Below are 23,240 nucleotides of genomic sequence, written 5' to 3' on the forward strand. Positions count from 1 at the left end.
TACCACGGTACAGAATCAGCATTCCAGCCGGTAGCGATTAAATCTCCATCGCTAGTAAAAGCTAGACCACTGACTTTACCTGCAACAGTAGCGTGAATCTCCTGATTACCATCTGGGGTGACGCGAACAATCTGGCCAATTTCGTGATTAGTGACAAAGATTGTACCATCGGCAGCGATCGCTAGATTTTCTAAAAAGGTATAGGCAGGGAAAGAGGTGATGACTCGATTAGGAACTAAATCAATCGGCGTATCCTCGTAAATAGGCGGTAAACCTACAGCATTTTCCATCTAAACCTCCGAGGTACTCCCGCCACATCCGCAAGGATTGGCGGTGAGGGGGATAGGAGGACAATTGGAGGGGTTCAATGCCCCTTCAATTATCAGGACTACTTTGCTTCTCAACATAAGATTTAAGTTGTTCAAGGGTGACACCACCACAGGATGCGACAAAATACGCACCTGTCCAAAATACGGGCTTGTTATAGAACCGATTGACCTGCTCATTAAACTCCTTGCGAATTAAACGACTAGATACGGTTTTGAGGTTGTTGACTAACTTACTAACTTCGACATCTGGTGGGTAACTGATGACTAGGTGAACATGGTCTGACTCTCCGTTAAACTCTGTTACCTTACTTCTCCACTTAGTACAGGTGTTTTCAAATATCTCTTGCAGTCGAGTTAGCATGATTTGATTAATTACTTTCCTGCGGTATTTGGTGACAAGCACTAAATGGATATTTAAGCTGTAAACTGCTCTATGTCCTACGCTGTAGCTCATTCCACTAATGGTATAATTAGTCTATGCTACTAACTTACCAGTACAAACTCAATCCCACACCATTACGGGTTGTCACTCTTGAAACCTGGGGTGAGTTACTGCGTCGTCACTACAACTATGCGTTAGGGCAAAGACTGGATTGGTTAAACCGTACAAGGTCACAGATTGACCGTTGCAGTTTGATTTGTGAACCAATTGGCGAGATACCACAAAAAGTTGACTACTACACACAAGCATTACTACTCAAGCAAACTTCATATCTGTTTCCCGAATACAAAAACATTTACGCCGACTGCCAGCAGCAAAACCTTATGAGGTTGGACAAGGCATGGAAACGGTGGTTAGTACCAGATAAAAAAGGTAAAAGGGGAGGACGACCAAGATTTAAAAAACGTGGCGATATTTGCTCCTTCACGTTTCCGCGTGTTAACTCTCCCAAGGCTGGCGCACATCTAACAGGTAGTATTCTCAGACTTTCCAAGATTGGTGAGGTTGAAGTCATCCTACATCGACCAATTCCAGATGGTTTTGAAATTAAGCAAGCGACTATCCTCAAGAAAGCTGATGGTTGGTATGTCAGTTTTTCTCTAGAAGATAAAACTGTGCCTGAATCAATACCTATTGATGAAATTAAAACTGCTACTGGCATAGATGTAGGACTCGAAAAGTTTTTAACCACTGCTGATGGACAAAGTATTGAAGTACCGCAGTATTACCGCAAGGCTCAGGCAACTTTAGCTCGTCAGCAACGCAAGCTTGCACGTAAAACCAAGGGATCTAAAAACTACCAAAAACAAGCATCGAAGGTGTCCAAGATTCACTTGCACATTGCAAGACAAAGGAAAGAGTTTCATTATCAAGTTGCTCATTGGTTGGTTAATTCCTATGACTTAATTGTTTTTGAAAACCTGAACATTAAAGGGTTAGCTAGGACACGACTGGCTAAGTCGATACTTGATGTCGCTTGGGGTGCGTTCCTCCAAATCATGCAAGCAGTAGCGGTAAGACGCGGCAAGCATATGCGAGGCGTTGACCCCAGAGGAACAAGTATTAATTGCTCTGGTTGTGGTGCAAGAGTTGAAAAAACTTTGTCGGTTCGTGTTCATAGCTGTGAGTGTGGACTAGTTATTGACCGTGACTGGAACAGCGCACTTAATCTGTTAAAACATGGGTCGGTTGGACTACCGATTCCTGGCTGTGGAGGCTTAGACGTTGGTCAGCCTGTGAAGCAGCAAGTCTCATTTGTGAATTTGAGAGCGTAACGCACACTGCTTGCAGTTAGCGATGAGAGTTGTCACATTGACCTACCACTGTAATGTAACTGGGCCACCGAACTTCCGCATCTCTGCAAAAAACTGTCCTTGAAATCCGCCATCGGGAAGCGTTGCTAAATAAACAGCTGTTTCTGCTCCCTCTTCTGCTGTAAATGGTGCGTCCTCTCCCCCCATATCCGTTTTCATCCAACCAGGAGAATAGGCATTGACTAGAATATTAGTCCCTTGCAGTTCTTTAGCTAAAATCGCTGTGATACCATTCACACCCATCTTAGACAGCCGATAAGATGGTGCTAGAGGGTAATAATCATGGGTAATCGTGGCTAAAGAAGCCATTTCTGTGGAAACATTGACGATGCGGCCATAATTATTGACCTGCATTAAGGGAATTAATGCCTGACAAATTCTCACTACCGCCAAAACGTTAGTTTCAAAGGTGGCTTGCATCGTTGCTAGTTGCACAGTCAGCAGACTAGACTCTTCTGGTTGAGTGGTGGGATTGACACCTGCATTATTGACTAGAATATCTACACTACCATAGGTTTCACGCAGCCATATAGTAAAATCTTGCACACTTTTGTCATCAGTAACATTGAGTACGTGATAGTCTACATCTAGCCCTTCACTAGCTAATTTCTGCTTGACTGTTACACCATCTGTTTCATTCCGACTCGTCAAAATTACACGGATACCCTTTTGGGCTAACTTCCGAGAAATAGCATATCCTAAACCGCGATTACTGCCTGTTACCACTGCAATTCTCGTTGGAGTCGTCATTTTTTTGACCTAAGAAATACTTTTAGAATTACTCTACTGAGATGTTATAAATTAAGCAAATTGATTTTAAAGATATATTGAATTAATGGGATTAATAGATTTATCTTCCATTGACCTCAACTTGCTGGTCGCCTTTGAGGTACTGTTGGAGGAACGCAGTGTGACGGTAGCAGCACAACGCCTGTATCTAGGACAACCAGCGATGAGTGCTGCACTAGGAAGATTACGCACACTGTTTCAAGATGAGTTATTTATCCGTATCGGAAGAGAGATGCAGCCAACAGCCAAAGCTTTGGAAATTGCACCAGGGATTTCAGCTGCTCTCCAACAAATCCGCCAAACACTAGAATCTAGTCGCAGTTTTGACCCCAAAACTTCTGAACATACCTTTGCTATTGGTAGTTCAGATTACACCAGTTATGTAGTTGTCCCTAAGCTGTTGGAAGTTTGTCGTCAAGTCGCACCAAATGTTAATTTTCGACTCATTGGTTTTGAAAAAGATTCTGTAGGAGAACTCTTAGAGCAACGAGAAGTAGATGTTGCACTGGGTTTTTTTCAAAATCCCCCCAGACAGTCGATACAAATGCCATTATTTCAAGAACATTTTGTTGGTATTTGTCGCCTTGGACATCCTGTAATTAGCCAAGGAAGTATCACACCAGAAATTTTTGCTAGTGTTCCGCAAGCTCTTTTTACTCTCCGACGAGACGACATTGGTGAAATCGACAAAGTGCTAGCAAAATATGATCTCCAGCGTCGTGTGATGTTAACTACACCCCATTTACTCATATTACCTGCGGTCATTTCATCCAGCGACTTGGTGACTGTCATTCCATCACGACTGGTAACACCATTTGCTGACCAAAATACGTTAGAAATCTTTGAACTTCCTATACAAACGGAACCTTGGATGATTTCTATGTTGTGGAGTAAACTGACGAATCAGGATCAGGCCAGTATTTGGTTAAGACAAATACTACAAACTATTTGTCAGGGAATTTAAACTAAATAGTCGCAGAATAGGCTTCGTCTACTTTCAAGGTTGTACCTGTGATAAATTTGGCATTTTCGGAAATCAGAAAAGCCACTATCTCAGCAAACTCTCTGTAGGTAGCAGGACGACCAAACATTAAATCTGTTGGGACATTCCAACCTTCTAACTCTGACATTGAATCAGCGACAAAAAAAGGTGCGACGGCAATCATGCGGATTTTATCGGTTCTGTAACGCTTGGCATATAGTTTTGTGAAACCTTCCATTGCGGCGCGGAGTGTGCCACTAAAGGGTGTTCCTAAGTTGGGTTCTTGAGAATCACAAGCAGAAATGTTGATAATGACACCACCACCGGAACGTTGCATTGCTGGTGTCACGAGTCTGGCGATACGAACTACACTCAAAAACAGCATTTCAAAGTTTTCTAACCACATTTCATCAGAAATAGATAATAAATCCGGTCGGGGTGGGTCGCCAAAACTATTAACTACGGCATCTATTCGACCAAATGTCGTTAAAGTTGTCTCTACTAATTGCTCTAAGTCTGACAAATTGGTCATTGAGCCTTGAATGGCAATACCACCTAAGTCTTTGGCTAAATCTAAAACTTCAGGCGATCGCGCCATTAATGCCACATTGTAACCCTGTGCGGCTAATTCTTTCGCACAACCCGCACCAATGCCTCGGCTCGCAGCTGTAATTATCGCTACCTTTGCTGGACTCATATTGTTACTTTCTAAAGTTTTTTCTTTAGAAAGTATGATAACTCTCGCATTTGACTTTGTAAAGAATTTTCTTTAGTTTGTGAGTATGACAAAAAACTCACCCAAAAAATCATCCACAGTCCGCACACGCCGCGCCATTGTCAACTTACTTAAACAACGAGGTGCAATGGACTCTCAAGAGTTAGCAGCTTGTTTGGAGATTTCTGCAATGGCTGTGCGTCAGCATTTGTACGCGCTACAAGATGAGTATTTAGTTACCTATGAAGAAGAACCCCGCGAGATGGGACGACCTGCTAAACTATGGCAATTAACCCCAAATGCTAACTGCTTATTCCCTGATGGTTATGCAGAGTTAACTGTGGGTTTAATTGAGGCGGTAACAGAAGTTTTTGGTGAGGTGGGACTAGATAGGCTACTGGAAGTCAGGACAAAACAGCAACTTGCTACCTATCAAGCACAAATATCTAGTCAAGATCCATTAGCAGTCAGATTAGCAACTTTAGTAAAATTGCGATCGCACGAAGGATACATGGCGGAGAGTCAAACCCTAGACGATGGGACATTTTTATTAATTGAAAACCATTGTCCCATTTGTGCTGCGGCTAACGCCTGTATAGGATTATGTGAGCAAGAGTTAACGATTTTTCAATCTGTTCTGGGAGAAGATGTCACAGTAGAAAGAGAAGAGCATATCATAGCAGGTGCAAGAAGATGTGTATATCGGGTTGCGAGACGAAAATCTATTTAAATCATGGTCAAATTGCTAATTTCACTATTTTTATAACAGTTGTGGCGATATGAGAAAAACCTTTTTTGTGAGTGGAATGATGTTTCTAGTTTTCGGATGGGGATTTTCACCATCTGTCTCAAGTCACAATTACAAAAGTTAGTTGGTTTCAAAGGTTCAGCCATCGTAGATCCTCAAGGAAAAACCAAAAAAATTAATTTTGTTTTACCAGAGGGAGTGGATGCAAATCTCAAGCTTTTAATGCAGCAAATGTCAAATTCTATTGAGCAACTTTCGTTGCAAATTCCTCAGCAAGCAGTGGGTGTAGGATCTCAGTGGCGAGTTACCTCGAATATCAATGCAGTTGGGATGAATTTCCAACAAATCACGACGTATAAGTTAATCAATCTGGAAAAAGGAATTGCTATTTTTAATATCGCTGTAGAACAAATAGCACCACCCTCTCAAAATTGGAAGCCACCAGGATTACCAGCAGGGGTGACTTTAAGTCTCAAATCTTATCAAGGTAAAGGTCAGGGAGAAATGACAGTAGCACTCAACAAACTGATGCCAGTTACCTCAAAAATGTCATTAATTACTAATATGCAGATGACTCAAAAACAAGTAGGTATTGTAGCAGAAACGGCAATCAATCAAAAAATATCTATGGACATGAATCTTGAGTCAAAGTGATTACCCAAGGTTTATTGATAGTTAAACATTAAATCTGGTGAGGATTTACATAACGCATTTCAAAACGGCTTTGTTCCCAAAGTGGTAATAAAGCCTCTTTAGCAACATTTAACTGGGATTGATAGAAACTAATTTTGCCGTGTTCTATAATCCAGATAAAAGTTCTAGTCATTAAATCTGCTGTAAAGCTCGATTCATATTGATAATTATTAATTCTCCCGACTTGAGCATCTAAATAGTAGAGAATATCTTTAAAATTCCATTGGTTAAAATTACTCTTCATTTTATCTCTAGTATTACCAGCTTCCATTAAAGTTAAATTACGCAGTAAATAATCCATTCCTTCTATTGATGAGTCAGTATTCCTGAATAAATTGGTTAGTGTGTGGTAATAGTCTTTTAAAATTACAGCAGAAATATTTCCTACATAACTATTTAACCAGGATTGTATATCTCGCAGATAAGGTAATAGTTCTCTAATTTCATGTACTTCTAAAAGAGGAGTGCGGTTACTGCTATAATCAGCAATATCTTTCCTTAATTCCGATGCTGATACATTCTTCTTTTGTGCATAGTAATCAATAACTTTAGGAATAAATTTATCTAATAACCATTGCTTAGTATATGTAGCCGTCCAAGTTCCTCGCGGGCCAATATCTTGTTTCCAAGCATTGATTTCACTTGTTGATAAAGACTGGAGATGAATATCATTAATTTCATAAATTATATTAACGATGCCACTTGGTAATAAAGATAAATAATTTACAGGTTTAGGTAAAATGAAAGCATGATCACGAATGCCTCTACTCACGCGAATAGAAATTTCCTCTTGCTGAAATAGATGCCATTCGGTTTTACCTTGGATATAATTGAATTCATTGGCAAAGTCGTGCATTAACTGCCATAATTTAGCATCTACAGAAAATAGATGTACACCACGACTACCTAAAAATTCAATAAATTCAAAGTCCCAGGTTTCCAATAGATTTTCGCATTCAATAATTGACTGTTTATATTCTTGACAAACTACATCAATACACAAACATAAATCTGCTGTTTCTAAATCTGATAAGATAATTGTCGTTTGACCTAAAGTTACTTCAAAGGCGTTTTCATCTATTTGTTGGATAAATTGACGACAACCCCACTCAGGACGGGTATTCAGTCCGGTCATTAATTGACCTAAAATATCTCGGTGGTTGAGTTTAATTTGGCAACCCCTGAGAATGACACCACTAAATTTAATGAGACATTCACCGTCTTTAAAGGCTTTCGGTAGGCTGCATTCTATAACAACTTTGGGTTTGACAACAATCAGGCGATCGCCTGATCGTGAAACAGCAGGTATAAAATCAGTTTGCGCTATATTTTCTTGTAAATTATTGCGTCTTAAAGTTTTTTCAATGACGTTATATTGGCTATATCTTAAAGTATTAATGCGATTTTTATCAAGGCTGCTAATATAGGAATAATTATATTCTTCGTAAAACTCTGAAGCTGCACTATTAACTTTTAAGGAATAAATATTTTTATCAATAACACACTCTTCGCGATGATATTGGAGGTATTTAAAAACTTTTATTTGATGGCCATTAGTAATAATAAAAAATAAAGGCTTTAAATAAATGCTGTAGAATTTTGCTTGGGCAATAGCTTCCGTAAAATTGTTAGCATTAGGCGACAAAGCAATCACAATCAATAACGATGTGTCAGCATTTTGTTGCATGACATCATCGGTGGAAAAGTATATTTGCAGATTTTCTAATTGATTACTGCGCTTGATATTTTGGTCATAATTTAAACTTGACTTTTTCGCACATAATTTATCTAAATAACCAAGATGCTGAAACATCGGTGTAATAAACTCAGTTTCTACATCCTCTTGGTTGCGTAAAATCCGGTAATCAAAAGATTGTACCCATGTTATAAATCTCTTTTCCGCATCAGCAGGTAACATTTGATCATCCAAGGAAATCAGGCTCTAATAAAATTAACTATACAGACTCACTTTACTATGTCGCTTTGAGTTAACTTTCCTCAGCAAAAAAATAAAAATAATTTCCACTCAGAATTATTCAATAAAAAAGCACAGTCAAACTGTGCCTTGATCATAATTAAACAAAACATCATGCGTATTAGAGTCACTAATTACGTCAAAGCGGCTACCTTTTCTAGTAAACCTTGAAACAACCTCAACCCATCGTCACCACCCAGCATAGGATCAGATGCCCTTTCTGGGTGTGGCATCATCCCAACAACATTACCCTGACGGTTACGAATCCCCGCAATATTATTTAGCGAACCGTTGGGGTTTTCGCCTGCATAACGTAAAACAACCTGCCCATTGCCTTCAATCTCCGATAAAGTTCTTTGATCAGCGTAAAATCGTCCTTCACCGTGGGCAATGGGTAAAGTAATCACTTCCCCTCTAGTGTAAGACTGCATCCAAGGGCTACTGTGATTTTCCACTGTCAAAGGGACGCGATCGCAAATAAAATGCAAATCTCGATTTCTGGTAAGTATCCCTGGTAAAAGTCCAGCTTCAGTCAACACCTGAAACCCATTACAAATTCCCAAGACTAACTTACCCTTTTGGGCATGGGCGACTACTTGCTGCATTACAGGTGAAAATCGAGCGATCGCACCACAGCGTAAATAATCCCCGTAGCTAAACCCCCCAGGGATCACAATAGCGTCCAAATCATCAATATCTGTATCTTGATGCCAAACCATGCGCGTTGGCTGTCCTAGCAAGTCTCTAGTGACATAAGCAACATCGCGATCGCAATTAGAACCAGGAAAAACTACAACACCAAATTTCATATTAGTCATTAGTCATTAGTCATTAGTCATTAGTCATTAGTCATTAGTCATTAGTCATTAGTCATTAGTCATTAGTCATTAGTCAGGGGGAATTGGGCATGGGGCATGGGGTATGGGGCATTGGACATAGAAGTAACATCTACCTTGTCTCCAATTCCCGATTCCCAATTCCCAATTCCCTAAAAAACTCCCGTTTGCGTTTCTACTTCAATGAGTTCAAAACGATAATTTTCAATGACAGGATTTGCTAACATTTGGTCACAGATGCGATCCATGTCTTGACGCGCTTTGCTTTCCTCGGTGGAAGTAATTGTTAATTCAATATACTTACCAATCCTGACGTTTTCTACGTGATCATATCCCATTTGCTGGAGACCAGATTGGACAGCTACGCCAGCCGGATCTAAGACTGAAGGACGAAGGGTGACAAAAATTTTGGCTAGATACTTGGTTTGCACGGGCTTTTGCTGAATGCTGCGATCGCTATACTATAACTTTCTGTTCCAACTAGGTAAGAATAGGATTATAAAGCCGTTAAAGTTTATTTATTAATTGACCAGTCAACAAGCTTCCTAATATTCCAAAAAGTCTATGAGAGCCATACGCACCCGCAGCCAAGAAAAAATTCTAACCCTACTGCAAAGCATGAAACAAGGGATTTCCGCCCAAGATATTTATGTGGAACTACGCAATCGTAATCAGAGTATGGGTTTGGCTACAGTTTATCGCTCTCTAGAAGCCTTAAAACTTGAAGGTTTAGTGCAAGTACGGACTTTAGCTAATGGGGAAGCTTTGTATAGTTTAGTACAACAAGACAAACACCACTTAACTTGCTTGCAATGTGGTGCGTCAATCCCTATCCATCAATGCCCTGTACATGATTTAGAAGATCAGCTACAAGTAACCCATAAGTTTAAAATTTTCTACCACACTCTAGAGTTTTTCGGGTTATGTACTAAATGTCAGATGAATCATGGTCAATAGTTAATAGTGAAATCAGTAAAAAATCAATCCCGAATTTGATTTCAGAGGCGCGATTTATCGTGCCTTTTATATAGTAATCCTAAATCATTAGTCAGAAACTAGAGTCTCGACATCTCCAAAAATTCGGGAATCTTAAAATCTCAAATTCTCGTCAGATAGAACTGCTATAGTTAATTTGAGAAATGATTGATGAAATTGATTGATAACTAAAATAATTCACAGCCATACTCAAAAGTCTCCTCTCTTCCCAGTCCCCAGTCCCCAGTCCCCAGTCCCCAGTCCCCACCGAAACAATTGCATACTTAAAACCATTAGCGGTAAACTAAAGCCAATTTAGTAAAAAGTCAATAAGTAATTATTTTCGTTACATTGGGATAACAACCAAAGCGTGAGGATTGATACGAGATGCGTGTTCTACTGGTATATCCAATATTTCCCAAAACCTTTTGGTCATACGAAAAAATTCTAGCTTTAGTTGATCGCAAAGTGCTATTACCACCACTAGGTTTAGTCACAGTAGCGGCGATTCTACCTCAAGAATGGGAATTTAAGCTGGTGGATCGCAACATTCGCCCAGCCACCGAGGAAGAATGGGCTTGGGCGGATATCGTGATTTTCTCCGCGATGATTGTTCAAAAACAAGACTTATTAGAGCAGATTCAAGAAGCCAAACAGCGCGGTAAATTGGTAGCGGTGGGAGGCCCTTACCCCACATCTACACCCCATGACGTGCAGAACGTGGGTGCAGACTTCCTCATCTTAGATGAAGGGGAAATCACCTTACCCATGTTTGTAGAAGCGATTCAACGGGGCGAAACCAGGGGAACATTCCGCACCGCCGAAAAACCTGACGTAACCACCACACCCATACCCCGCTTTGACTTACTAGAATTTGATGCTTATGACATGATGTCAGTGCAGTTTTCTCGCGGTTGTCCCTTCCAGTGTGAATTCTGCGACATTATTGTGCTGTATGGACGCAAACCCCGCACCAAAACCCCATCCCAACTATTAGCCGAGTTAGATTACCTCTATGAACTAGGTTGGCGGCGTGGTGTGTTCATGGTAGACGATAACTTTATCGGTAACAAACGCAACGTTAAATTGTTGCTGAAAGAGTTGAAAGTCTGGATGCAAGAACATCAATACCCATTTAAGTTTGATACTGAAGCTTCCGTAGATTTAGCACAAGACCAAGAACTACTAGATTTAATGGTAGAGTCTGGTTTCTCCGCCGTCTTCTTAGGAATAGAAACCCCAGATGAAGATAGCTTGCAACTCACCAAAAAATTCCAAAACACTCGGAATTCCTTAACCGACGCAGTGCAAACTATCATTAAAGCCGGATTGCGTCCGATGGCTGGGTTTATTATTGGGTTTGACGGCGAAAAATCAGGTGCAGGCGATCGCATCGTCAGATTTGCCGAACAAGCCGGCATCCCCTCCACTACCTTCGCCATGTTACAAGCACTACCCAACACAGCATTGTGGCATCGCCTGAAAAAAGAAGGCCGATTACGGGAAAATCAAGAAAGTAACATCAACCAAACCACGTTGATGAACTTTATTCCCACTCGTCCCTTAGAAGATATTGCCAGGGAATATATTGAGGCATTTTGTGCTTTATATGACCCCGTAAAATATTTAGACCGCACCTATCGTTGTTTTATGATGTTAGGCGCGCCCCGTTACAAAACCCCATTCAAAATGCCAGAGTGGGTAGTAGTCAAAGCCTTACTCATCGTCATTTGGCGACAAGGCATTAAACGAGAAACTCGCTGGAAATTCTGGCACCATTTATTTAGCATCCTCAAAAATAACCCAGGAGTTGCCGAACACTACCTGTCAGCCTGCGCCCACAACGAACATTTTCTAGAATATCGTCAAATTGTGCGCGACCAAATCGAAAAACAACTATCAGAATATTTAGCCCAAGGTGCAGAAAAACCCTATGTACCTGTAGAAGAGAAAGCGGAAGCTATGGTTTAAATGGGGAATGGGGCATAGGGAATGGGGCATGGGGCATTGGGGTAAAATTTACCTTCCTTGTCACCCTTGTCATCCCTGTCTCCCCAGTCCCCAGTCCCCAGCCCCCAATCCCCAATTCCGATGCAGATTACCCAAAGTCTCCACACAGCCATTCTTGTAACCGACTTAGAACAGGCGGAAAATTTTTACGGACAGGTTCTAGGTTTATCGAAAATCAACCGCACTCTAAAATATCCTGGTGCGTGGTATCAAGTGGGTGACTATCAAATCCACCTGATAGTTGCATCGGATGTACCCACAGAAAAACCCAACGAGAAATGGGGACGTAACCCCCATGTTGCGTTCTCTGTTGCAGACTTAGACGCAGCCAAACAAGAATTACTCAATCAAAATTATCCCATTCAAGCCAGTGCCTCCGGTCGTGCCGCTATCTTTGTCAAAGATCCAGATGGGAATGTCATTGAAATTAGCCAAGGGTGAGGGGACTGAGGATTGGCGACAAGGGAGACAAGGGAGACAAGGGAGACAGGGAAGGTAATTTACTCCCATGCCCCATTCCCAATGCCCCATTCCCAATGCCCTATTCCCAATGCCCCATTCCCATTGCTAATGCCCAAAACCATCGCCTACATTTACACTGATCCTTTATTAGAAACTACTCCGGTGTCAATTGATTGGGGGCGGGAGGTGGATGTGGTGTATGGGGATTTGGGGGGGCGATCGCAGTTGCAACAATTGCTCAAGGACTGCGAAACTACATCTGGGGGTTGTTTGTTGGTGCGGCGGTTGGAAGAGTTGGGGGATAATGTTCAAGAAGTTAGCGATCGCCTCAATCATCTCACATCCTGTGGTGTGACTGTTATCGCTATAGAACAAGCTTATAACTCAGAAAATTCTCATTTACGGGCAGATTTACTCAAGTTACTCTATGAAATTCAACGCCAGCAGCGCAGCCGACGCATCCGCCAAGGACACGCGCGTAACCGTCTAGAAGCTGCCCCACCTCCTGGTAAACCTCCCTACGGTTATCGTCGGGGTAAAGGAAAATATACTCTAGACCGCAGTACATCACCAGTAGTTAAGGATTTTTTTGACCACTTTTTACTCTATGGTTCTCTTCGGGGCGCAGTGCGTCACCTGGGAAAAAAGTATGGTAAGAAAATTTCCGTCACTACAGGTAAGCGGTGGTTGACTAATCCGGTTTATCGGGGTGATACTGCCTACCAAAATGGGGAAATTATCTCGGATACCCACGTTTCTATCATTTCTAGAGAAGAAGCTGCCCAAATTGACCGACTTTTACGTCGTAATAGCCGTTTATCTCCTCGTGCTGCGAGTGCGCCCCGTTCTTTAGCTGGGTTAGTTGTCTGTCAACAGTGTCAATCATCGATGACAATTACCCGTGTCACCCAACGCCATCAAGATAAAGAATATCTCTATTTACGCCCGATTAATTGTCCGCAACGTCCTAAATGTCGGGCTATTGCCTACCAAGAGATTTTAGAACGTACTATTGAAAAAGTTTGCTGTGATTTAGTCCCAGCCGTAGCGGGGTTGAATTCACCACAATTGGATGTAATTAAAAGTAGTTTAAAAGAAGCGATCGCTCGTCAGCAATCCATCCTCGAACAGTTACCGAATTTAGTAGAAACTGGTGTCTTAGACGCAGAAACAGCCAAGTTAAGGGCTTATAAACTCCGCACCGAAATTTCTCAACTCCAAGCCAAGTTAGCCACACTGCCCCCAGTTAATTTATTATCTGTTGCTCAAGCGGTATCAATTCCGCAATTTTGGTTAGATTTATCAGAAGCAGAACGCCGATTTTACTTCCGCGAATTCATCAAGCAAATTGAGATTGTGCGTCAAAACTCTGATTGGGAATTGGAAGTTATCTTCATTTTTTAAGATGATTGTCCCTGATTTAACGCATCGCAATTAATAAACAGATAAATAACAAAACCAGTAATATTAATATAGCCTGATAACGTTGTATCCAATTACTAATAGTCGTCTGCACACTCATAGGTTTATTTTGTTGTTCTAAAAAAGCTTGTCTTTCAGCAATATTTTCATACAAAGTACAGTCTTGAGCGTAGGGACGTTGCGGGAAGTTACAGGTATCATCATCATGATAAGTGCAACTATCACATAGATATTGATTTTTCTTAGCACGGTGTAGAGTCACACCAGGATGGCCGTAGGCTTTAAGTGTGGTGCGACAATAGGGACAAGTTATAGCCTGGCTATCAACGAGTTGCTGACATTTGGGACAAGATATAGTAGCCACGATTTAAGCTCATATCAATAAACATTCCGATTTTAACTGAGTCGGGCATGGGGCATTGGGCATTGGGCATTGGGCATTGGGCATTGGAGTAAAATATCTTCCATGTCTCCCATGTCTCCCATGTCCCCCATGTCCCCCATGTCCCCCATGTCCCCCATGTCCCCCATGTCCCCCTTGTCTCCCCTAAACCCCTACACCCCTACACCCCCACACCCCTATTCTTCACCCCCATTTTGGGAACAATTAACTTACTGGGTGCGAGGATATCGAAGTGTCGGAAGAACGCGCATATTGGCTAGCGTGGGCGCAAATTTCTGGAATTGGGCCAGTATTAATGCAGCGACTACAGCAGCATTTTGGCACATTGGCTACAGCTTGGCACGCTACTAAAGCTCAATTGGCAGAAGTTGAAGGGTTTGGTATTCAAACTTTAACAAAAGTTGTGGAACAGCGATCGCGTCTCCATCCTCAACAACTATTAATTCAGCACCAACAAGACAATCCCCATTTCTGGACACCATCTGACGCTGAATATCCCCAATTATTGCGAGAAACCCCCAGCCCACCAGCAATTTTGTACTATCGGGGTGAGGTAGAATTATCGGAAAATCTCGGACAAACCCCCCTAGTAGGAATTGTAGGAACCAGAAAACCTTCAGATTATGGCATTCGCTGGACTCGTCAAATTAGCACAGCCTTGGCGAAAAACGGTTTTACAGTTGTGTCTGGAATGGCGGAAGGAATTGACACGGAAAGTCACAGTGCAGCTATTAAAGCAGGTGGAAGAACCATAGCTGTAGTTGGAACTGGTGTTGATGTCGTCTATCCTCACACAAACCGCGATTTATACAAACAGATTTTAACTGCTGGCTTAGTTGTCAGTGAATATCCTGCCAAAACTCCACCGGATCGCACTCATTTTCCCCGGCGTAATCGCATTATTGCAGGTTTAAGTCGCGCCATTTTAGTTATAGAAGCACCCTTAAAATCCGGTGCGCTAATTACAGCTACCTACGCCAATGATTTTGGTAGAGATGTCTATGCACTTCCTGGAAGAGTAGATGATTACCCATCTCAAGGTTGTTTAAAATTAATCAGCCAAGGTGCTTCGTTAATTCTCAAAGAGCTAGATGAATTACTCAAAATGTTGGGTGCAATCCCCAAAATTGACCCTCTGGAAACATCCCCAGCACCAGCACAATTAAATCTGCCAATTCTCCCACCAGAACTACAAACTGTTATGAATGCTTTTGCATTAGATACTATCTCTTTTGATTCACTTGTGCAGAAAACAGGCATGAATACCGGTGCAGTTTCTAGTGCTTTATTGCAGTTAGAATTAATGGGTTTAATTTCACAATTACCAGGAATGCGGTATCAAGTTATTAGTCAATAGTCAATAGTCAGCACTCATTACTTATTACTCATTAAGTAGAACGGTGTAAATAATTCAAGGTTTGTAGTGAGGACTTTAGTCCTCTAATAAGGACTGAAGTCCTTACTAAGAACTAGATTCCAATTTTTTTACATGACTTCACATAGTTTGGTTTTTTCAAGTCGTTCTACTTACTCATTACTCATTACTCATTACTTATTACTTATTACTCATTACTCATTACTCATTACTCATTACTCATTACTCAGCACTCAGCACTAAATTTCCCCTACTGCTAGGTTTTCTAGCTGCTTAAATAAATCTGCTAGTACAACATTAGAAAATAAAAATCCTTGGGGATCAGATAAACGCAGTCTTTCTTCAGATATTTCTACTAAACCTTGTTCAATATGAGGTTTAAGGCATTGGTGAATCATCTCTAAAGGCTGTTGACCAAATTTTTGGGTGATTGTCTTTAAACTCACGCCTTCAGCTAAACGTAAACCTAACATTAAAGTCTCTAATAATATTTCTTGGGGTGGCGTAACTTCACAATCAATCACACATCCTGTTTCTACCCATTGATAATATTCTTTAGTAGTCCGAGGACGAGTGAAGCGTTTCCCCTCTATATAACTCGCCGCACCCATCCCAAAGCCATAATAGGGTCGATTTTCCCAATACACCCGATTATGTTGACATTGATGTCCTCTTTGTGAATAGTTGGAAATTTCATAATGTTCATAACCCGCAGATGTTAAGATTTGTTGCGCTAGCTGATACATTTTGACGGTGCTTTCATCTGTGGGTAGGGGTTTATCTCCTGGTTGATAGTAACGACCGAAGGGTGTTCCAGGTTCAATGGTGAGATCATATATGGATATATGAGTCGGTGCGATTCCTACCGCTTTGGTGAGAGAATCTTGCCATTGGTCTAAAGACTGATGCGGCAAGCCGGAAATCAAGTCTATGCTAAATTCGGGAATCTGAGCTTGGTGAATTAATTCTACAGCAGCAAAAATATCTTCTACCGAGTGCGATCGCCCAGCTACTTTGAGTAATTCTGCTTGCAATGCTTGTACACCCAAACTTACCCGATTTACACCCACATCACGGTAGCCTGTAATATGCGCTAAATCAAATGTTCCTGGGTCTACTTCCATCGAAATTTCCGCATTAGCAGCAATACCAAACTGCTTTTCTAATATCTTTAAGATTTGTGCTAATTGTTCTGTAGACAGCAGCGAAGGAGTACCACCACCAAAGAAAATGGTTGTTAGTGGTTGACTAAACACTGGTGCTGTAGCGATTTCTTGACACAGTATGTCAACGTATCGAGAGATACCACTAGAATTTTCTCCCCGCAAGCGATCGCCTACCACAAACACCGGAAAATCACAATAAAAGCACCGCCGTCTGCAAAACGGAATATGTATATAAGCAGAACTCACAATGCAAGATTCACTAATTTGTGGCATTTTTGTGCAGAAAAATTAACTTAACTTCCAGAAAATTACAAATAATGAAAATAAGTAGTTTTTTTACAACTTTTTATTGTTTTTTGACAAAACTATGAAAAATATTAAGAGAAAGGTCTTTAGTTATAATATTTGCAGACATTCCCTGCATTACATCCTAATCTAATTAAATACTGCTTACTCTCAATGAGTAAATCACTTTATTTGACTTGATTGGGTAAAACAGTCGCAGGAATACATCATAACCATGCTTGATGCCATTATCATTCTCTCATTTATCTTGGCAGCAGCAGGCATCGGGTTCTACAGCACTGATCTACTCCCCAACGGGACTTTAGACCGCGTTACGAATCTCGAAGCCTTACGCCTTACTGTTGCAGTTTTCGCCGCCATCATTGGTGGTGCTGTCGGTTTGAGCTTTCAAACGACCTACCGCCGCCTAGAAGCCCAAGTCCGAGAAATGCCTCTGGAAGTAATTCTAACGCGTGCCATTGGTTTAGTGATTGGGTTATTGTTAGCAAACTTAATGCTAGCCCCACTATTCTTATTACCGATTCCGGCAGACTTTAGTTTTATTAAACCATTAGTGGCAGTGGTTGGTAGTATTATCCTCTCCGTCACCGGTATGAATTTAGCCGATACTCACGGACGGGGTTTATTACGATTTATTAATCCTAACACCGTGGAAACAATGGTAGTGGAAGGGACACTTAAACCCGCCAGTACCAAAGTTTTAGACACGAGTTGTATTATCGATGGTCGGATTGAAACACTGCTAGAAACCGGATTTCTAGAAGGACAAATCATTGTTCCCCAGTTTGTCTTACAGGAGTTGCAGCAAGTTGCTGACGCGAGTAAAGACCAAAAACGGGTGAGGGGAAGACGCGGACTAGAAATTTTAAACCGTATTAAGGAAGCATATCCAGATCGAATTATTATCAACCAATCCGATTATGACGATATTCCTACGGTAGATGCCAAATTAGTGCGTTTTGCCCAAGAAATCAACGGTACACTCCTCACCAACGACTACAACTTATCAAAAGTAGCCAGCGTGCAGAAAGTACCTGTCTTAAATGTTAACGACCTCGTAAACGCAGTTCGTCCCACATATCTACCAGGGGATAACCTTGATTTGAAAATTCTCAAAGAAGGAAAAGAACCCAGCCAAGGAATTGGTTACTTAGACGACGGCACAATGGTTGTGGTTGAGGAAGGTAGAAACTATGTAGGTGGTGAAGTGCGGGTAGTAGTTACCAGCGCACTACAAACCACAGCCGGACGGATGATTTTTGCCAAACCCCAAGCGTCAGCAATAGCGTGAGGGCAATGTCTGGTAGAAATAGAGTTAAATTATGCGATCGGTGTAGGAATACTCAACCTGCACCGATTTTGTATAGAGTGAAATTTGAATTAGGCGGAGATTGGGTTTTTGTCTGTCCTCAGTGTTGGACGGATGTGAGTGAGAATAACCCGTTTTACGTTTACGGTGGAACTTGGAAGGCGAAGAAGAAGTAGGGAGTAGCGAGACTGATTTTTTCCACTAAACAGCTATGTGTGGGTTTTCTTTGAAAAGTACATTGGAATATCCAGAGCGAAAATACCGCACACTCTGTTGCTGGGGATGATAATGATGTCGCCAAATGCTACCAATGTCATTCCCCATGACATGAATCGAGATTGATGGAGCGAAGACGTTAGTAGCTTTAACAGAGTGAATATCGTTGTCTGGAGGCAATAAATAATAAATATCCCCAGTTTTTACCTGATAAGTTCCTACTACTTCCAACTGGGCTTGTCCTTCTAATTCACCGCCATCAAGACGACGATATACTGTTTCTTCCTGTTTACCTTGATATAAACCTACCAGTCCCCAAGATAAATGATCGTGGACAGGTGTAATTTCATCGGGAGGAATCACCAAACTAAAAATAGTTAAGGAGCGATCCTGAGAACGATACAGTAACCATTGTCCAATTCCTCCGCCTAAACCGCTATCAGGATTAGACTGGGCAAAATTTTTGGGTAGCCAATTCTCTTTTTTCAACAATGCTGCGAAGTGTGGTTCTAAAGCATTGAGAGTTTCGGCGCGGTTATGAGTCGTGCTAGAGATAATGTCTTTAGCTGTTGCTACAAACTCACGCAAATCAGGGCTATCAACAAACCATTGGTCTGCTTGTAAAGGTTCAAGAACAGTTGTCTGAGGCATAGATTTAGCTGATTTAAGCTACGGTTGCTGTTTGTCTTTCTAGTCGTTGGACTTCTTGACGCACTAAAGGAATTACATCTCGACCATAGGCTAGAGCATCTTCCACAGGGTCAAAACCACGAATCAAGAGTGTTGTTACCCCAGCTTTGTAGTAATCAAATAATGATTCTGCTACTTGTTCTGGAGTCCCAACCAAGGCTGTAGTGTTACCCCGCGCACCGGTAGCAGCTGCAATTGGTGTCCATAAACGCTTATCGTGGATTTCCCTTTCTTTGGCAAAATCCAACAACCGCAATGAACCAACAGCTTCAGGTACTGCCGGAGCCTGACCACGAATTTCATTAATCCGCGAGAGAATATAATGGGCTTTTTCCCAGGCTTTTGCTTCGGTTTCACCCAAAATTGGACGCAAGGAAATACTGAAACGTAAATCTTTTCCTGGCGGTGCTGCGGCTTTCACTTCAGCAATGCGTTGTTTAATCGCGCCTATGGGTTCTCCCCAAAACGCATAAACATTACTGTGTTTTGCACCTACACCCACAGCCGCACCAGAAGCACCCCCAAAATATATAGGAATATGTGGTTGCTGTAAGGGTTTAACGTCCGAAAATGCGCCTTTGAATTGGTAAAACTCGCCTTCATAATCGAAGGGTTCTTGACTTGTCCATACTCGTCGCACAACATCAAGATATTCATCAGTTCGACGATAGCGAGTATCATGGTCAAGCCAGTCACCATCACGCTGTTGTTCAGCATCACTACCACCAGTAATGATATGTACTGCAACACGACCATTGCTAAAGTGATCTAATGTAGCTAGTTTACGTGCGGCTAAAGAAGGAGACACAAAACCCGGTCTATGTGCAAGTAAAAACTTGAGTCTTTCGGTTGCAGCCGCTACATAACTAACAACATTAAAGCCATCTGGACCTGTGGAACTATAACCAACTAGCACTCTGTCAAAGCCGCCATCTTCATGGACTTTGGCAAAGTTACGCACATAATTTAAATCTATGCTTCCCCCTGTAATTGATACGGTAGGGCTTTGTAACTCTGACGCATTTCGCGTACCAATCATGCCAATAAATTCAACAGGCATAATATTTTTACTCCAATTTATTAATCATGAGTCAAAAATTCTTCTCCCTTGTCCCCCTTGTCTCCCTTGTCCCCCTTGTCTCTCTTCTCCCCCTACCTCACCTAGAAGCAGTAGTTCCCAATGGACACACAGATGCAGCAATATCGACTTTTTGGGGAATGATTTTTTGTTCTAATAACCAATCAGCAGTTTTTTGCAGATTGGCGACATCTTCACTGTTGGGAAAGACGTAAGATTCAGGGCCGCGATTTTGAGTAACTTGTTTGGCTACTGCATCCGAAAGTTTTAATTCTTTAACTAAAAAATCTGATGCTGCATTAGTATTTTTATTCAGCCAGTCACCATCTTCACTTAACGCAGTCAGAGCGGCTTTAACTGCTACAGGATTTTCTTTAGCTGCATCACCACGCACAACCATAATGCCGTAGGTAGGGGCAGGATGTGTAGTGGTAATTCTTCTGGCTTTATGTTCTAATTCGGCAATAGAAATATAAGGTTCCCAAACTGCCCAACCATCAACCGAGCCTTGATATAAAGCAGGTGCAGCGTCATTTGGTGATAGATAAACTCGCTGGACTTTTTCTTTAGGAATCTTTTCTTTTTCCAAAACTTTTAATAGTAAATATTCACCTGCGCCACCTTGATTCACTGCTACTTTTTTACCTATTAAATCAGCAGGTTTGCGAATAGCAGAATCACCACGAACTACGATCGCACTACCCAAAGAATCGGGACTTGGACGCTGTACAGAACCAATACAAAGAGGTTGTCCCGCCGCAATTCCAGAGATTGTCGGAATATCGCCACATCCGCCAATATCGGCTCGATTACCGTTGAGAGAACTTAACAGCGTAGCACAACGGTCAAATGGCCCACTCCATTCAACTTTAATGTTTTGTGCTGTTAGCTGACGCTCTAACTCACCTCTTTGACGCGCTAGGGGAATAATGCCGCCTTTTTGGTAGCCTAAGCGAATGACATTGTTTTTCTCTGTTGTTTTGGTAGTAACCGTATTTGAGGTAGTGTCTGACTTAGCTGAGACATTGGTAGCTGTTTGTTGGCTGCAACTAGAAGCGATTAGTCCTAAAAAGGAAGCTGCGATCGCTAATATCTTACTAGCAGAATATTTTTGTGTATCCGCAAAGCGGTGGTCTTGGCAATTATTCACTACAATTTACTCCTTGATGTCAATTTTTAGGAGTTTAGGCAGCCATTATTCATGATCATAACAAATTAAATACATTAAGTCGATCGACTTACCGTATTTAATAAAGATCAGCATACCATTTTTTCGATAGACTGCCCAAACCAAATCAATATTTCTTTATCTATGAACTAGAGAATAAAACCTTGGCGCGCGAGACATTTTTACTAAAAAACTGGTACGAGCCTACCCTTATATTCCTGATTGATAAAATCTTTGACTTTAGGATTAACGAGTAGCTTGTTTAACTTTTGAATCTTGGCTTCATTTTCTCGACCCTGCAACGTCACAAACGCCAGCGCATATTTTTTATCTTTAGCTGTTTCCTGACCCATAGAATTAGGTTCTATCCCTGCCAGGGCAACAGTTTGAGCCGAAGACACAATAAAATCTACATCATTAATGGCGCGGACAACTTGTACACCTTCAACTTCTTTGATTCGCAAGTTTTTGGGATTAGCAGCAATATCTCTTCGGGTTACAAATTGTGGAGCATTTTCTTTTAACTTAATTAGACCATTTGCTGCTAATAATCGCAATCCTCGGTCATTATTGATTACATCATTCGCAATGGTGACGGTTGCATTTTGCGGAACTTCGCCGACTGATTTGAGATTTTTAGAAAAAAGACCAAGTGTGTTTAAATAAACTGTATTTAATGCTACTAAATTAATTTTTAATTCCTTGACAGCGTTATTCATGAAAGGTCTATGCTGAAAGAAATTGGCATCAATTACCTTATCTCTCAAAGCTGTGTTGGGTTGTATCCAATCATTAAAGGTAACAACTTGAATTTCTAAGCCTTCTGCTGCGGCAAGATTATTATTGACAAATTTCAAGATATCCTGAGAAACTATGCCAGTTACGCCGACTTTAATTATTTCTTTTTGCTCTTTTTGGCTAATTGTCTGCGTACTATTATTAGATTCTTGAGTGGCTGGTTGGCTACAACTAGCAAAGATTAAAGAAGCAGTTAGAGAACCTAAAGCTGTTAAAAAAAATCTGCGTGTATTCATAAAAATTTTAATTAAGAAGGATGATGGGAATTTCTGCTGAATATGGGATTTTTAACGCAAAGGTACGCGGAGGTTAACGCAAAGTTACGCGGAGGTTTGATGAAGAGAGTATTACGGTTTTTGTTTAGCGTTTTCGCATACGTTGGGCAATTAAATCACCTAAGAATTGAATAATTTGCACCAATGCAATTAAAACTACAATGGTAGAAAACATTACTCCTACATCAAAGCGTTGGTAGCCGTATTGAATGGCTAAATTACCTAATCCGCCGCCGCCTACAGCCCCAGCCATCGCCGAGGAGTTAAGTAAACTCACGATTAAAATTGTCATTCCTAATATCAGTGAGGGGAAGGCTTCAGGAATCAAAACTTTCAGAACAATTTGCCAATAATTGCATCCCATTGCTTGGGCGGCTTCGATGAGTCCTTTATCAACTTCTAAAATGCTGGTTTCTGCAATGCGTCCAAAAAATGGAATGGTGGCGAGGGTGAGGGGAACTAAGGCGGCGGTGCTACCGATGGAAGTCCCAACAATTAAGCGGGTGAGTGGTGTTAAAACGACCAGCAAAATAATAAACGGAAATGACCGTCCAGTATTCACGATCGCACCCAATACTTTATGCAGTTGGGGAAAATCTAGCAAGTTACCGGGGCCAGTCATTACCAACAATAAGCCCAAGGGCAAGCCTAAAACAATTGCAACTAGGGCAGAGATACCTACCATGTAAAAAGTTTCGCCAGTGGCTTGCAATAAGCTTTGTAGTAGTTCTTGTCCTTGCATCTTTGAGGAAGGGTGTAAGGGTT

At 41.4% G+C, this 23,240-nt stretch carries 26 protein-coding genes and 1 pseudogene; 11 read left to right on the top strand and 16 right to left on the bottom strand.

Features of this window, described 5'->3' with window-relative positions:
• Together CV014_RS24320 and tnpA are read right to left on the bottom strand one after the other, a co-directional pair.
• Positions 1-290, bottom strand: a pseudogene (locus tag CV014_RS24320) (gluconolactonase); the annotation flags it as partial.
• Positions 291-375: 85 nt separating this feature from the next.
• Positions 376-783 carry an IS200/IS605 family transposase gene (tnpA, locus tag CV014_RS24325; protein WP_236144380.1) on the bottom strand — a complete coding sequence of 136 codons (408 nt, stop codon included), beginning with the start codon at positions 781-783 and terminating at the stop codon, positions 376-378.
• Between the two features lie 23 nt (positions 784-806).
• Here tnpA and CV014_RS24330 point away from each other — a divergent pair, with 23 nt between their 5' ends.
• Positions 807-2,045: an RNA-guided endonuclease InsQ/TnpB family protein gene (locus tag CV014_RS24330; RefSeq protein WP_236144381.1), complete on the top strand. Its 1,239-nt coding sequence runs from the start codon at positions 807-809 to the stop codon at positions 2,043-2,045.
• A gap of 42 nt (positions 2,046-2,087) precedes the next feature.
• On the opposite strand, the gene CV014_RS24335 is transcribed toward CV014_RS24330, so the two are convergent.
• Positions 2,088-2,834: an SDR family oxidoreductase gene (locus tag CV014_RS24335; RefSeq protein WP_236144382.1), complete on the bottom strand. Its 747-nt coding sequence runs from the start codon at positions 2,832-2,834 to the stop codon at positions 2,088-2,090.
• An 85-nt stretch (positions 2,835-2,919) separates the two neighbouring features.
• Between CV014_RS24335 and CV014_RS24340 the strand changes: the two genes are divergently transcribed.
• Entirely contained in the window at positions 2,920-3,837 is a 918-nt protein-coding gene (locus tag CV014_RS24340; protein ID WP_236144383.1) for a LysR family transcriptional regulator, read from the top strand.
• A gap of 1 nt (position 3,838) precedes the next feature.
• Here the strand turns inward: CV014_RS24340 and CV014_RS24345 are convergent, their stop codons facing one another.
• On the bottom strand, positions 3,839-4,552 hold the full coding sequence (locus tag CV014_RS24345) for an SDR family oxidoreductase (RefSeq protein ID WP_236144384.1): 714 nt from the start codon (positions 4,550-4,552) through the stop codon (positions 3,839-3,841).
• A gap of 85 nt (positions 4,553-4,637) precedes the next feature.
• On the opposite strand from CV014_RS24345, the gene CV014_RS24350 reads away from it, so the two are divergent.
• Both CV014_RS24350 and CV014_RS24355 read left to right on the top strand, forming a co-directional pair.
• Positions 4,638-5,300 (top strand): helix-turn-helix transcriptional regulator, encoded by a 663-nt coding sequence (locus tag CV014_RS24350; protein ID WP_236144385.1) that lies wholly within the window; start codon positions 4,638-4,640, stop codon positions 5,298-5,300.
• Between the two features lie 96 nt (positions 5,301-5,396).
• The gene (locus tag CV014_RS24355) at positions 5,397-5,972 is read left to right on the top strand and encodes a DUF6263 family protein (protein WP_236144386.1); all 576 of its coding nucleotides are present in this window, start codon (positions 5,397-5,399) and stop codon (positions 5,970-5,972) included.
• 28 nt (positions 5,973-6,000) lie between these two features.
• On the opposite strand, the gene CV014_RS24360 is transcribed toward CV014_RS24355, so the two are convergent.
• The 3 genes from CV014_RS24360 to purS form a co-directional block, all read right to left on the bottom strand.
• Positions 6,001-7,929, bottom strand: a complete 1,929-nt coding sequence (locus CV014_RS24360) for a type I restriction enzyme HsdR N-terminal domain-containing protein (RefSeq protein WP_236144387.1) — start codon at positions 7,927-7,929, stop codon at positions 6,001-6,003.
• 191 nt (positions 7,930-8,120) lie between these two features.
• Positions 8,121-8,795: a phosphoribosylformylglycinamidine synthase subunit PurQ gene (gene purQ, locus CV014_RS24365; RefSeq protein ID WP_236144405.1), complete on the bottom strand. Its 675-nt coding sequence runs from the start codon at positions 8,793-8,795 to the stop codon at positions 8,121-8,123.
• 179 nt (positions 8,796-8,974) lie between these two features.
• Positions 8,975-9,253 (bottom strand): phosphoribosylformylglycinamidine synthase subunit PurS, encoded by a 279-nt coding sequence (purS, locus tag CV014_RS24370; RefSeq protein ID WP_103137781.1) that lies wholly within the window; start codon positions 9,251-9,253, stop codon positions 8,975-8,977.
• 133 nt (positions 9,254-9,386) lie between these two features.
• On the opposite strand from purS, the gene CV014_RS24375 reads away from it, so the two are divergent.
• Positions 9,387-9,779 (top strand): Fur family transcriptional regulator, encoded by a 393-nt coding sequence (locus tag CV014_RS24375; RefSeq protein ID WP_103137782.1) that lies wholly within the window; start codon positions 9,387-9,389, stop codon positions 9,777-9,779.
• Positions 9,780-9,930: 151 nt separating this feature from the next.
• Here CV014_RS24375 and CV014_RS30235 read toward each other — a convergent pair whose 3' ends face one another.
• Positions 9,931-10,065 carry a hypothetical protein gene (locus CV014_RS30235; protein WP_268964883.1) on the bottom strand — a complete coding sequence of 45 codons (135 nt, stop codon included), beginning with the start codon at positions 10,063-10,065 and terminating at the stop codon, positions 9,931-9,933.
• A 119-nt stretch (positions 10,066-10,184) separates the two neighbouring features.
• Here CV014_RS30235 and CV014_RS24380 point away from each other — a divergent pair, with 119 nt between their 5' ends.
• Complete coding sequence (locus tag CV014_RS24380; protein ID WP_236144388.1) at positions 10,185-11,768, top strand: B12-binding domain-containing radical SAM protein; 1,584 nt, start codon at positions 10,185-10,187, stop codon at positions 11,766-11,768.
• Here the strand turns inward: CV014_RS24380 and CV014_RS30240 are convergent.
• A complete protein-coding gene (locus CV014_RS30240; protein WP_268964884.1) occupies positions 11,758-11,883 on the bottom strand; it encodes a hypothetical protein in 126 nt (41 codons plus the stop codon). The genes CV014_RS24380 and CV014_RS30240 overlap by 11 nt on opposite strands.
• Before the next feature lie 5 nt (positions 11,884-11,888).
• On the opposite strand from CV014_RS30240, the gene CV014_RS24385 reads away from it, so the two are divergent.
• Positions 11,889-12,248 (top strand): VOC family protein, encoded by a 360-nt coding sequence (locus CV014_RS24385; protein WP_236144389.1) that lies wholly within the window; start codon positions 11,889-11,891, stop codon positions 12,246-12,248.
• Between the two features lie 129 nt (positions 12,249-12,377).
• Complete coding sequence (locus CV014_RS24390; RefSeq protein ID WP_236144406.1) at positions 12,378-13,673, top strand: recombinase family protein; 1,296 nt, start codon at positions 12,378-12,380, stop codon at positions 13,671-13,673.
• 16 nt (positions 13,674-13,689) lie between these two features.
• On the opposite strand, the gene CV014_RS24395 is transcribed toward CV014_RS24390, so the two are convergent.
• The gene (locus CV014_RS24395; protein WP_236144390.1) at positions 13,690-14,055 is read right to left on the bottom strand and encodes a zinc ribbon domain-containing protein; all 366 of its coding nucleotides are present in this window, start codon (positions 14,053-14,055) and stop codon (positions 13,690-13,692) included.
• A 271-nt stretch (positions 14,056-14,326) separates the two neighbouring features.
• Between CV014_RS24395 and dprA the strand changes: the two genes are divergently transcribed.
• Complete coding sequence (gene dprA, locus CV014_RS24400) at positions 14,327-15,451, top strand: DNA-processing protein DprA (protein ID WP_236144391.1); 1,125 nt, start codon at positions 14,327-14,329, stop codon at positions 15,449-15,451.
• A 257-nt stretch (positions 15,452-15,708) separates the two neighbouring features.
• On the opposite strand, the gene hemW is transcribed toward dprA, so the two are convergent.
• Positions 15,709-16,908 carry a radical SAM family heme chaperone HemW gene (hemW, locus tag CV014_RS24405; protein ID WP_236144392.1) on the bottom strand — a complete coding sequence of 400 codons (1,200 nt, stop codon included), beginning with the start codon at positions 16,906-16,908 and terminating at the stop codon, positions 15,709-15,711.
• Positions 16,909-17,155: 247 nt separating this feature from the next.
• Here hemW and CV014_RS24410 point away from each other — a divergent pair, with 247 nt between their 5' ends.
• On the top strand, positions 17,156-18,232 hold the full coding sequence (locus CV014_RS24410; RefSeq protein WP_236144393.1) for a PIN/TRAM domain-containing protein: 1,077 nt from the start codon (positions 17,156-17,158) through the stop codon (positions 18,230-18,232).
• A 5-nt stretch (positions 18,233-18,237) separates the two neighbouring features.
• On the top strand, positions 18,238-18,426 hold the full coding sequence (locus CV014_RS24415) for a hypothetical protein (protein WP_236144394.1): 189 nt from the start codon (positions 18,238-18,240) through the stop codon (positions 18,424-18,426).
• Between the two features lie 25 nt (positions 18,427-18,451).
• On the opposite strand, the gene CV014_RS24420 is transcribed toward CV014_RS24415, so the two are convergent.
• The 5 genes from CV014_RS24420 to CV014_RS24440 all read right to left on the bottom strand — a co-directional run bounded on the left by CV014_RS24420 (position 18,452) and on the right by CV014_RS24440 (position 23,217).
• Positions 18,452-19,117: a hypothetical protein gene (locus CV014_RS24420; RefSeq protein WP_236144395.1), complete on the bottom strand. Its 666-nt coding sequence runs from the start codon at positions 19,115-19,117 to the stop codon at positions 18,452-18,454.
• 13 nt (positions 19,118-19,130) lie between these two features.
• The gene (locus CV014_RS24425) at positions 19,131-20,216 is read right to left on the bottom strand and encodes an LLM class flavin-dependent oxidoreductase (RefSeq protein ID WP_236144396.1); all 1,086 of its coding nucleotides are present in this window, start codon (positions 20,214-20,216) and stop codon (positions 19,131-19,133) included.
• A gap of 97 nt (positions 20,217-20,313) precedes the next feature.
• On the bottom strand, positions 20,314-21,384 hold the full coding sequence (locus CV014_RS24430) for an aliphatic sulfonate ABC transporter substrate-binding protein (protein ID WP_236144397.1): 1,071 nt from the start codon (positions 21,382-21,384) through the stop codon (positions 20,314-20,316).
• Between the two features lie 203 nt (positions 21,385-21,587).
• Complete coding sequence (locus CV014_RS24435; RefSeq protein WP_236144398.1) at positions 21,588-22,436, bottom strand: MetQ/NlpA family ABC transporter substrate-binding protein; 849 nt, start codon at positions 22,434-22,436, stop codon at positions 21,588-21,590.
• 124 nt (positions 22,437-22,560) lie between these two features.
• Entirely contained in the window at positions 22,561-23,217 is a 657-nt protein-coding gene (locus CV014_RS24440) for a methionine ABC transporter permease (protein ID WP_236144399.1), read from the bottom strand.
• Positions 23,218-23,240 lie beyond the last annotated feature (23 nt).

Origin of the sequence: Nostoc sp. CMAA1605 (assembly GCF_021596505.1) — a bacterium.
GTDB lineage: Bacteria > Cyanobacteriota > Cyanobacteriia > Cyanobacteriales > Nostocaceae > Trichormus.

What these genes read in the sequence shown, in the direction of transcription:
- tnpA (WP_236144380.1), bottom strand. Translation starts at nt 783, where the DNA reads ATGAGCTACAGCGTAGGACATAGAGCAGTTTACAGCTTAAATATCCAT.
- CV014_RS24330 (WP_236144381.1), top strand. Translation starts at nt 807, where the DNA reads ATGCTACTAACTTACCAGTACAAACTCAATCCCACACCATTACGGGTT.
- CV014_RS24335 (WP_236144382.1), bottom strand. Translation starts at nt 2,834, where the DNA reads ATGACGACTCCAACGAGAATTGCAGTGGTAACAGGCAGTAATCGCGGT.
- CV014_RS24340 (WP_236144383.1), top strand. Translation starts at nt 2,920, where the DNA reads ATGGGATTAATAGATTTATCTTCCATTGACCTCAACTTGCTGGTCGCC.
- CV014_RS24345 (WP_236144384.1), bottom strand. Translation starts at nt 4,552, where the DNA reads ATGAGTCCAGCAAAGGTAGCGATAATTACAGCTGCGAGCCGAGGCATT.
- CV014_RS24350 (WP_236144385.1), top strand. Translation starts at nt 4,638, where the DNA reads ATGACAAAAAACTCACCCAAAAAATCATCCACAGTCCGCACACGCCGC.
- CV014_RS24355 (WP_236144386.1), top strand. Translation starts at nt 5,397, where the DNA reads ATGGGGATTTTCACCATCTGTCTCAAGTCACAATTACAAAAGTTAGTT.
- CV014_RS24360 (WP_236144387.1), bottom strand. Translation starts at nt 7,929, where the DNA reads ATGTTACCTGCTGATGCGGAAAAGAGATTTATAACATGGGTACAATCT.
- purQ (WP_236144405.1), bottom strand. Translation starts at nt 8,795, where the DNA reads ATGAAATTTGGTGTTGTAGTTTTTCCTGGTTCTAATTGCGATCGCGAT.
- CV014_RS24375 (WP_103137782.1), top strand. Translation starts at nt 9,387, where the DNA reads ATGAGAGCCATACGCACCCGCAGCCAAGAAAAAATTCTAACCCTACTG.
- CV014_RS24380 (WP_236144388.1), top strand. Translation starts at nt 10,185, where the DNA reads ATGCGTGTTCTACTGGTATATCCAATATTTCCCAAAACCTTTTGGTCA.
- CV014_RS24385 (WP_236144389.1), top strand. Translation starts at nt 11,889, where the DNA reads ATGCAGATTACCCAAAGTCTCCACACAGCCATTCTTGTAACCGACTTA.
- CV014_RS24390 (WP_236144406.1), top strand. Translation starts at nt 12,378, where the DNA reads ATGCCCAAAACCATCGCCTACATTTACACTGATCCTTTATTAGAAACT.
- hemW (WP_236144392.1), bottom strand. Translation starts at nt 16,908, where the DNA reads ATGCCACAAATTAGTGAATCTTGCATTGTGAGTTCTGCTTATATACAT.
- CV014_RS24410 (WP_236144393.1), top strand. Translation starts at nt 17,156, where the DNA reads ATGCTTGATGCCATTATCATTCTCTCATTTATCTTGGCAGCAGCAGGC.
- CV014_RS24415 (WP_236144394.1), top strand. Translation starts at nt 18,238, where the DNA reads ATGTCTGGTAGAAATAGAGTTAAATTATGCGATCGGTGTAGGAATACT.
- CV014_RS24420 (WP_236144395.1), bottom strand. Translation starts at nt 19,117, where the DNA reads ATGCCTCAGACAACTGTTCTTGAACCTTTACAAGCAGACCAATGGTTT.
- CV014_RS24425 (WP_236144396.1), bottom strand. Translation starts at nt 20,216, where the DNA reads ATGCCTGTTGAATTTATTGGCATGATTGGTACGCGAAATGCGTCAGAG.
- CV014_RS24435 (WP_236144398.1), bottom strand. Translation starts at nt 22,436, where the DNA reads ATGAATACACGCAGATTTTTTTTAACAGCTTTAGGTTCTCTAACTGCT.
- CV014_RS24440 (WP_236144399.1), bottom strand. Translation starts at nt 23,217, where the DNA reads ATGCAAGGACAAGAACTACTACAAAGCTTATTGCAAGCCACTGGCGAA.